At 39.1% G+C, this 9,866-nt stretch carries 8 protein-coding genes, 1 pseudogene and 1 other annotated feature; of the genes and pseudogenes, 6 read left to right on the top strand and 3 right to left on the bottom strand.

All coding sequences use genetic code 11. From position 1 onward, the window contains the following. Positions 1-115: 115 nt before the first annotated feature. Both AAEZ22_RS17415 and AAEZ22_RS17420 read right to left on the bottom strand, forming a co-directional pair. A complete protein-coding gene (locus AAEZ22_RS17415) occupies positions 116-2,251 on the bottom strand; it encodes a M3 family metallopeptidase (RefSeq protein ID WP_352298190.1) in 2,136 nt (711 codons plus the stop codon). 218 nt (positions 2,252-2,469) lie between these two features. Beyond that, positions 2,470-2,679, bottom strand: coding sequence for a hypothetical protein (locus AAEZ22_RS17420; RefSeq protein WP_011328840.1), 210 nt, complete (start codon positions 2,677-2,679; stop codon positions 2,470-2,472). A gap of 189 nt (positions 2,680-2,868) precedes the next feature. Here AAEZ22_RS17420 and AAEZ22_RS17425 point away from each other — a divergent pair, with 189 nt between their 5' ends. Next, the gene (locus AAEZ22_RS17425) at positions 2,869-3,729 is read left to right on the top strand and encodes a mechanosensitive ion channel family protein (protein WP_011328839.1); all 861 of its coding nucleotides are present in this window, start codon (positions 2,869-2,871) and stop codon (positions 3,727-3,729) included. Positions 3,730-3,788: 59 nt separating this feature from the next. Here AAEZ22_RS17425 and AAEZ22_RS17430 read toward each other — a convergent pair whose 3' ends face one another. Then, positions 3,789-4,337, bottom strand: coding sequence for an HdeD family acid-resistance protein (locus tag AAEZ22_RS17430; RefSeq protein WP_086998845.1), 549 nt, complete (start codon positions 4,335-4,337; stop codon positions 3,789-3,791). A gap of 391 nt (positions 4,338-4,728) precedes the next feature. Here AAEZ22_RS17430 and AAEZ22_RS17435 point away from each other — a divergent pair, with 391 nt between their 5' ends. From AAEZ22_RS17435 to yegD, 5 genes and pseudogenes are all read left to right on the top strand, one after another. Beyond that, positions 4,729-6,966 carry a TonB-dependent receptor gene (locus tag AAEZ22_RS17435; protein ID WP_352298193.1) on the top strand — a complete coding sequence of 746 codons (2,238 nt, stop codon included), beginning with the start codon at positions 4,729-4,731 and terminating at the stop codon, positions 6,964-6,966. Further along, positions 6,930-7,024, top strand: a sequence feature (Trp leader region). Its footprint overlaps the gene before it by 37 nt. Before the next feature lie 63 nt (positions 7,025-7,087). Further along, positions 7,088-7,387: a hypothetical protein gene (locus AAEZ22_RS17440; protein WP_011328836.1), complete on the top strand. Its 300-nt coding sequence runs from the start codon at positions 7,088-7,090 to the stop codon at positions 7,385-7,387. Between the two features lie 59 nt (positions 7,388-7,446). Continuing rightward, entirely contained in the window at positions 7,447-8,103 is a 657-nt protein-coding gene (locus AAEZ22_RS17445; RefSeq protein WP_182678363.1) for an HAD family hydrolase, read from the top strand. A gap of 32 nt (positions 8,104-8,135) precedes the next feature. Then, positions 8,136-8,978, top strand: coding sequence for a DNA ligase (locus AAEZ22_RS17450; RefSeq protein ID WP_350594130.1), 843 nt, complete (start codon positions 8,136-8,138; stop codon positions 8,976-8,978). A gap of 82 nt (positions 8,979-9,060) precedes the next feature. Beyond that, a pseudogene (yegD, locus tag AAEZ22_RS17455) lies at positions 9,061-9,789 on the top strand (molecular chaperone); the annotation flags it as partial. Positions 9,790-9,866 lie beyond the last annotated feature (77 nt).

A 9,866-nucleotide genomic window follows, 5' to 3' on the forward strand; every position in this document is an offset into this window, starting at 1 on the left:
GCGAAACTAATTACGGATTATTCACGATCATTTAGATCGGTCAACCGATCAATTAACCTTAACTGATCGGCATTACGCAAGCGGGCTCTTTAAAAGGTGTTAATTAGTTAACTAATTAGTCTACTAAACCACGGCGCTTAAGAAGTGCGTCGGTAGTTGGTTTTTGACCTCTAAATTCAATGTAGCTTTGCATTAAGTCGCGGCTATTGCCTTTAGATAGGATTTCTTTACGGAACTTATCGCCATTTTTGCGCGTTAAGCCACCGTTGTTTTCCATATGGGCAAAGGCGTCGGCTGCAAATACTTCAGTCCAAAGGTACGCGTAGTAACCTGCAGAGTAACCACCGGCAAAAGTGTGGCTAAAGTAGTTTGATTTATAACGCGGTGGTACAGGGTAGTAAGCAATACCATGTTTTTCTAGCGCGCTTTGCTCAAACTTTTCTACATCAGCTATTTTTTTATCAGAACCAAATGAATGCCATTCCATATCAAGCAATGCCGCAGCTAAGTACTCAGTAGTACCAAAGCCTTGGTTGAATTTTTGTGATTCTAACATTTTGTTAAGCAAGTCTTGTGGAATTGGCTCACCAGTTTTGTAGTGCTTAGCGTAGTTAGCTAATACAGTCGGTTCAATCATCCAGTCTTCATTTGCTTGAGAAGGAAACTCAACAAAGTCACGCGCTGTTGCTGTGCCCGCTAGGCTTGGGTACTTAACATCTGAGAATAAACCATGCGCCGCATGACCAAACTCATGGAACAAAGTAGATACTTCGTCAAACGTTAATAATGTAGGCTGACCTGCTGCTGGTTTTGGAATGTTTTGCGCGTTGTAGATAACAGGTTTAGTGTTTTTTAAACCACTTTGTCCTACGTATGCACTCATCCAAGCACCGCCACGCTTACCTTCACGTGCGTATGGGTCCATGTAAAATAAACCAATTGCACTGCCATCAGCATTAAATACTTCAAAGGTAGTTACATCTTCGTGGTAAACCGGCAGATCTTTACGTTCTTTAAAGGTAATACCGTATAGTTTTTCCATAGCGAAGAATAAACCATTATGAATTACCGATTGTAATTCAAAGTAAGGTTTAACTAGGGCTGGGTCTAGGTTGTACTTTTCAGCACGTACTTTTTCAGCGTAAAAAGCCCAATCCCACGGTTTAAGTTCAAAACTTTCGCCAGAATCGTTAATTACTTTTTGAATTGCTGCAGCTTCAATTTTTGCTTTTTCAACTGCTTTAGGTGCAAGGTCATCTAAAATGCCGTAAACATTTTCAGTGGTTTGCGCCATACGCGAAGTCATTACATAAGAAGCCCAATCTTTATAGCCTAAAAGCTCTGCTTTTTGAGCGCGAAGGTTGGTTTCTTTAATAATAATAGGGCCGTTAGTTTTAGCCGCACGCTTAGTTGAAGCTGTAAACACTTGCTCGCGTAAGTCGCGGTTTTCTAGGCTACTTAAAATTGGCTGCTGCGTGGTGTTTACTAAAGTGATCATGTAACCGGTTTTGCCTGCTTTTTTAGCTGCATCGGCTAGACTTGCAATTTCGCCTTCAGAAAGACCGGCTAATTTACTTTTATCGGTAACAACAATTACGTCTTCTTTAAACGATTTTAAAACGTTTTGTGAAAATGCCGTTGAAAGCTTAGCAAGCTCAGAGTTAATTTCACGCATTTTTGCTTTTTCAGCGTCGTTTAATTTGGCACCCGCTTTAACAAACTGTTTGTAGTAAAAATCAACAAGACGCTGATCTTCTGCATTTAGTTTGCTTTTATTGTCGTAAATAGTTTGTACGCGTTTAAATAATGCGCCATTTAAGTAAATGTCGTCTGAGTGCGCTGAAAGTACAGGCGCCATTTTCTCATCGATACGTTGATATTCACTGTCAGAAATTAATCCTGATAAGTTATAAAATGCAGTAGATACGCGATTTAATAACTCACCCGACAGCTCCATTTCAACTAACGTATTTTTAAATGTAGCTGGGGCAGGGTTGTTAGCAATTGCTAATACTTGTGCTTTATGCTGAGCAATACCGGCATCGAAAGCAGCTTCGTAATCTTTAGTAGAGAACTTATTAAATTCTGGTGCCATATATTGTAATGGGCTTGATTTGAACAATACATTGTTTGCGTTAATGTTTTGCACTTGTGTAGCGCTCTCTTTTGCCATGTTGTTTGAATCGTTTGATGTACAGGCAGATAATACTAAAACACTAGCAATAGTAGTGGCGATCAATGTTTTACGCATAGTAACTCCATAAAAATATTAGCCGAAATAGGCTGTGCGAGTCGAAAAACACAGTTAACTTATCAAATTTAGAGTTATATACAATCATGTTTATCGGTATTAAGCGGGATTTAAACGCAAATTAGCGAATAATAGAGGAAAAGGTGGGTAAAAGTAGCTCTAAATATAAACGTTTGAGCTACTTAGTTAAGTAAATAAGCAAAAAAAGTATCCAAATTTTAATTGTAACCTAGTACAAATTTTTTATCAGAGCTAAAGTTTACCGGTTGCTGTTGGCCAAATTCTTGATTAATAGTTGCCAGTGCTTGTTCTTGTTGAGCGAGTAAAGATAAAATTTTATTACGGTATTCGAGGCTAGTTTCAAATAAATTAAGGTCAACCTGCGGCTGCAAGGTTGCTAGTTTTTGAGCTAAAGTTAGTTGCGTCATAATGTTATCTCCAGTGCAAGTACACTATTTATATAGCACTAAGTACCATAAAAGGTTAGTTGATTGTATAAATTGATTTTATTCCCCTAATATTATGACGTGCTAAACTTAGCGAACCCTGAACCAGTTTTACTTTTATTTTAGACACACGTTTATAGAGCGGTATCTTCTTACTTATTTGGATAATAAATGACACTAGAACAATTAAATCAAATGCTTGCTTTTGTACTTTTTAGTTACAACGATGTGCAAATTACAGTGGTAAAAGTAATTCAGATCCCATTGATATTATTTACTATGTGGTTTGTGGTTACTCGTATTGGTAAGTTAATAAAAAAATCATTACTTAAACGTAAAATGAACCCTGATGCGGTGCTATTGTTTACGCGAATTTATTTTATTTTAAGTATCGCAATTTTAATTTTCACTTCTTTAGAGGTGTTAAATATACCGCTTACCGCTTTTGCTTTTGTATCGGGTGCTATTGCGATAGGTGTTGGTTTTGGTGCGCAAAATATCATTAATAACTTTATTAGTGGCTGGATATTAATGTGGGAGCGACCAATTCGTATTGGTGACTTTTTAGAGGTGGGCAATGCTAAGGGCGTAGTTGAAACGATAAACACTCGCTCAACCCGTATTCGCCGTAACGATGGCGTACATATGCTAGTACCAAACAGCCAATTATTAGAAAACACAGTAACTAATTGGACGCTAATTGATCGTAATGCACGTACCTCGGTTAATGTGGGTGTAATGTATGGCTCAGATGTTGAATTGGTTGAAAAACTGATGCAACAAGTGCTTGCAGATCATCCGGCAATATTACCCACCTTACCAAAAGCGGTGTTGTTAGATGACTTTGCTGAAAGCGCGATGATGTTTAGTGCTTATTTTTGGGTGTATGCAGAGTCTGAAACGATGTTGCGCCAAGTTCGCAGCGATATTCGTTTTAGTCTTTATAAGCAGTTTAAGTTAAATAATATTAAAATTGCCTTACCACAACGTATTATTCATATTGATGATAAAAAATTCAATACGCCACTGTAATTAGCACCCATTAAATATAAAGAAAAGTGGCTTAGCATTTTGGTGCTAAGCCAACTGAATTAGCGGCTTTGATTTAATTTTTTTAATTTAAGCGCTAAACCAACTATAAGCGCGCCAAATACTATAGCGTATGCAGCAACTAACCAAAGCAAGGTTAAAATGCCTGCACCTGGGTTAAATACTAAGTACAGTCCAAATATTATAGAAATAAAACCACTAATAATTAAAATCCATTCGTTACTAATTTCATTACGTAACTTTTGGGCTAAAAATATTTCTACTACACCAATTGCAATCGCCCACGCAGCAACATAATAAAGTAACAATAAGGCGGTAAGGTTTGGTGCAAGTAAAGTGACAAAAGCGGCAATAATACTCAGTAAGCCACCAATTAATAATAGCATCCAAAAGGGATTTGATTTTTTTGATGTTATGGCAACCCAAACTCTTAATATGCCATCAAATAAAAAGTAGCCAGCAAAAACTAATAACATAACTTGCAACGACGCCTCAGGTGCAAACCAGGTTATTAAACCAAACAGTATGGCTATAACACCACGAAGTAAAAGTAACGACCAGTTTTTGGTGAGTGTATTCGTAAGATTCATTTTAATCCTTAAGTAAATAGTATGAGCGCCCAGATAAGGTAGCTATTGTTATTAGCAGGGTCAAACAAGTTTAATATCAAGTCTATATAGCATAACTTTAATTTGAAACAGGTCAAATGTCCGCTATTTTTGTTTTTTAAAGGGTTTATTTTTAATTATTTTAAGAGATGTATTTTTTGCACAAATTGTTTTTTTTATGTTTCTTTTATGCAGTAAAAGAGCGTCAGGGTGTTATAATATTAACCACTCATTCAGCCTCTTTAATTCGTTTTGCACTCTCGAGAAAGAGGTCCGCGTAGCGTATCGCGAAAAATTGCCTGAGTCCGCTATTGTAAGTGGCGCAACACATCAACCGTTGAACAAGAGTGCACTAAAAAGGTTAATCCCCGACATGAAAGTAATGAAAAGATCTACGTTAGCAACCCTAGTAAATGCAGCGTTACTCTCTGCCGTAGCAGGCACTTCATTTTCTACTATTGCTGCTGAGCAAGCGCCAGCGGTAAAGAAAAATCAATTAGAAGTTATTCAAGTTACTGCTCGTAAACGTGTAGAAAATGCACAAGAAGTACCAGTAGCTGTTTCTGCACTGCAAGGCGATAGCTTGGATGCTTACAGCTCTGCTGGTATGGATATTCGTTTTATGAATGCGAAAATCCCAAGTTTATCAATTGAGTCTTCATTTGGTCGTTCATTCCCACGCTTTTATGTACGTGGTTTAGGTAATACAGATTTCGATTTAAACGCATCACAACCGGTATCATTGGTTGTAGATGAAGTAGTACAAGAAAACGCTATTTTAAAAGGCTTTCCAGTATTTGACGTTTCACGTGTAGAAGTACTACGTGGACCACAAGGTACTTTGTTTGGTCGTAACACGCCTGCGGGCCTTGTTAAATTTGATTCAGTAAAACCAAGCCAAGAATTTGAAGGTTACGGCTCGGTATCTTACGGTAGCCGTGGCGCTGTAGATTTTGAAGGTGCGGTAGGCGGTGGTTTAACTGACCGTTTATCAACGCGTGTATCAGTACTGTGGCAAGATAAAGACGATTACATTGATAGTCGTGCTCCAGGGTTTGAACAAAAAGACGCGCTAGGCGGCTACACAGATAAAGCAGCCCGTATTCAGTTTTTATACGAAGGCGATGACTTCACTGGTTTATTTAACTACCACGTGCGTGATATGGACGGTAAACCAATTGCCTTCTTTGGTAATTCTATCAAGCCAGGTACTAACGATTTAGTTGATGGCTTTGAAAATGACGTGGTTTACCACGATGCGGCATCACGTGCGACGCAGCAAGTTGAGTCAGAAGGTGCGAGCTTAAAGCTTGAGTGGGATTTTAATAATCACACATTAACCTCTATTTCGGCGTGGGAAAGTGCAGAAATATATTCTCGTGCAGACATTGACGGCGCTTATGAGACAGGTTTTAGCTCAGCAGAAAGTGCTGATGGTATTCCTGACCACGATCAATACACTCAAGAGTTACGCTTATCAAGCAACTTTGCTGGCGATATAAACTACCAAGTAGGTGTGTTTTACTTTGATGAAGCGCTGACAATTGAAAATTTCAGCTATGATACGTTTTCATCACCTGCAGGTAATGAAACCGGTTATGTAATACAGCAACAAGATACAAAAGCATGGGCGGTATTTGGCTCAGTTGATTACACGATTAGCGATGATTTAAAAGTAACTGCAGGTCTGCGTTATTCAGACGATGAAAAAGAATTTTCTGCAAACCGTACTCAAAGCCCAATTGGTGCTGGTCCGCTATCTAGTGGACTCATCAATGTAAGTGATGACCATATTAGCTGGGATATTTCAACAAGCTATAAAGTAAATGATGACGTAAACTGGTACACACGTATTGCTAATAGCTTCCGTGCACCTAGCTTACAAGGGCGTATTTTATATGGTAATGATGTAACTACCGCAGAAACAGAAACGGTAACCTCATACGAAACAGGTATTAAGTCAGACGTACTAGACGGTCAAGGCCGTGTTAACGCCACTGTTTTTTACTACACAATGAATGACCAACAGTTAACAGCTGTAGGTGGTGGTGCTAACTTTAACCGTTTGTTAAATGTTGATAAAACCACAGGTTATGGTTTTGAGCTAGATTCTGAGTGGGTGTTAAGTGATGAGCTAAATGCTACATTCAACTTAAGTTATAACAAAACTGAGCTTAAAGATGACACGCTTAGCATAGCAGCTCCAAGCCGCCCAACGTTGACAATTACTAACCCAGTAGTAAATGGTAAAGTATTACTCGATGGTAACAGCTTACCGCATGCTCCAGAGTGGATTTCTAACTTCACATTACGTTATACCAAAGAGCTAGCTGATGGTGAATTCTTTGCTTATGGCGATGTTTCTTATCGTAGCAAAATTAACTTTTTCTTATATGAATCAGTTGAGTTTGAAGGTAAGCCGCTTGTTGAAACTGGCTTACGTGCCGGTTACGCATGGGCAGATGGCGACTATGAATACCAAGTGTCAGCATTTGTGCGTAACTTATTTGACGAGCAACAATCTATTGGTGGCGTAGACTTCAACAATAATACTGTAATGGTTAATGAAGAGCGTTACGTTGGTGTAGAGTTTAAAGTTAACTTCTTTTAAGCTTAAACACTAATAGTAAAAATACTACAGAGCCCGCTTTTATAGCGGGCTTTTTCGTTTATATTCATTAATATTACTGCTAAAGTAGCGTTAATTGATTTGCAAAATAAAGAGATGAAAAATGGCTGGATTTTGGAACTACCGAGTGATTTTTTGTGAAGCCACAAAAGATGAAGCAGCGCAGTATCAAATACATGAAGTAGAATATAACCTTAATGGTAAAGTAACTAATTGGTCTGAAACCGGAGCAGCTCCTTTTGGTACATCGCTTGATGAATTAAAAGCTGATTCTGAGCGATTAAAAACAGCGTTTGAAAAACCTGTTTTAAAAGTGGCGCGTAAAGCGCGTGGTTATGAGTTGGTTGATGTTGAAACAGGTGAAGAAGCCACTGGTGAGCCACCGGCGGGTTTAACGGAGTAATTTATAAACATATTAAAGGCGCTTAGGCGTCTTTTTTAGCGCTGTGATAAGGAATAAAAATGACTTTAAAAGCAGTATTATTTGATATGGATGGCACGTTAGTCGACTCTGAAAGCATGCACTTTGCATGTTGGAGCCAGGTACTTGCGCCATTTAATGTAAACTACGAAGAGGGTGAGTTTTGTCAGCGTTTTTCGGGGCGGCCAACGCTCGAAGCTGCAAGTGAAATAAAGCAACAGCATAACTTATCGGTTAGCAGTGACTATTTAGCCGATGAAAAATACCGTTTATTTGCACAATATGTAAAAACCAATTTACCAGCACTAATGCCTTTTGCAGAACAAGCATTAATAGCGGTTAAAAGCAGCGGCTTAAAAATGGCGTTAGTAACAGGCAGCGCTCGCCACGAAGCAGAACCAATATTAAAAGGGCTTGGCTTTTATGATCTATTTGACGCAGTAGTCACTAAAGATGATGTTATTAATCCAAAGCCAGCCGGAGATCCTTACTTATTAGCACTCAAGCAGATAAATGTAGCTGCTAAAGATGCCATTGCAGTAGAAGATACCTTTACCGGAGTAACTGCAGCAAACAACGCCGCTGTAAGTGTTGTGGCGATTGCTAATAGCCATACGCAAAACCATGACTTTAGCCAAGCCAGTTACCGTATGGATGATCTGCAAGAGTTTTGGCAATGGCTGCAATCTCAACTATAGTTTAAGCCACATTACCTTGCTTGGACGCGCTGATGTTTTATATAAAATTAATTACTTTAATCACAGCAGTACTTTTTAGCTCTATTGTGAATGCAACATTGCCCAAGGTGCTGCTTGCTAAAGTGTATGACGAAACTAAGCACAGCGATGTAAGTAACTATTTAGTTAGTGAAAAGTTTGATGGTGTAAGGGCTATTTGGACAGGCAAACAGTTTGTTACCCGACAAGGTAATGTAATAAACGCGCCTGAATGGTTTACAGCGCCCTTACCTAAAGTATGGCTTGATGGTGAACTGTGGACTAAACATCAGCACTTTGCGGTGCTCAGTGGCATTGTGCGCACTAAAACTCCCAATAATCATGATTGGCAAAGTATTACGTATCAAGTATTTGATATGCCTGATGCAAACGTGCCTTTTAGCCAGCGCTACAGCAATTACAGCCACCTTGTTGCTGGTTTAAATTCACCTCATATAAAAGCTATAAAGCAGCATCAGTTTACTAATAACCAATTATTAACTAACTATTTTAAAAATATAACAGCGCAAGGTGGCGAAGGCGTTATGCTGCATTTAGCAAGCGCAAAACATGCCGATGGGCGCAGCGATGCGCTATTAAAATTAAAGCCCTACTTAGATGCAGAGGCAATAGTGATTGCATACCTACCGGGTAAAGGTAAATACCAAGGCATGTTAGGAGCGTTAAGAGTAAAAACACCGCAAGGGCAACTGTTTTCAATTGGCACCGGATTTAGCGATGCCGAGCGCGAAAGCCCGCCAGCATTGGGTAGCACCATTACTTATCGATTCCATGGTTTAACAAAAAATGGCTTACCTCGCTTTGCTAGTTTTTTACGCGTGAGAGAGTCACTCTAACAATTATTCAGCCCTATATGAGTATATATTTATTGCTAGGTATGCTAAATTGCGCGGCCTTTTTAGTGATGTATGGTGATATATGTTTGTTGGTTTTGATTATGGTAGTTCTAATTGTGCTATGGGTGTAATGAACGAGGGTAACGTTCAATTAGTGCCGTTAGAGCAAGGAAAACATTACCTACCTTCAACACTTTATACCCACCATAGTGCGTTGGTAGTTGACTATGTTGCCAGGCATTTACAAGGTAGCAGCGATGAGCTTGCGTTTAAAACTCAGCGCCAAGCATTGCTAAATTCATTACCACGAATTAAATCTGACTTAGATTTACACCCCACAGACGAAACCTTATTTGTTGGCCGCGAAGCAATTAGCGAGTATGTGCAATTTCCTGAAGAGGGTTATTTTGTTAAATCACCAAAATCATTTTTTGGCGCTACAGGTTTAAAACAAGGACAAATTAACTTTTTTGAAGACATTGCCACCGCAATGATTTTAAAAATAAAACAACGTGCTGAGCAATCACTAAGCAAAACGTTAACCCAAACCGTTATTGGTCGTCCGGTTAACTTTCAGGCGGTAGGCGGTGAGGAGTCAAATCAGCAAGCAATTGGTATTTTAGAGCGCGCTGCAAAACGTGCCGGCTTTAAAGAAGTCGCATTTTTATACGAGCCACTGGCGGCCGGTATTGATTACGAGAGCAACTTAACACAAAACCAAAAAGTACTGGTTATCGATATTGGTGGCGGTACCAGCGATTGCTCGTTTGTGCAAATGGGGCCAAGCTTTCGGGATAAAAGTGACCGTGACGCTTAATGCCAGTCAGTTAACACTGACTGGCTTTTTTTTATACGGATATTTAGATGGTTTCTTTTTCACACATCGTG

Origin of the sequence: Pseudoalteromonas sp. 20-MNA-CIBAN-0454, from assembly GCF_040308685.1 — a bacterium.
Taxonomy (GTDB): Bacteria; Pseudomonadota; Gammaproteobacteria; order Enterobacterales; family Alteromonadaceae; genus Pseudoalteromonas; species Pseudoalteromonas nigrifaciens.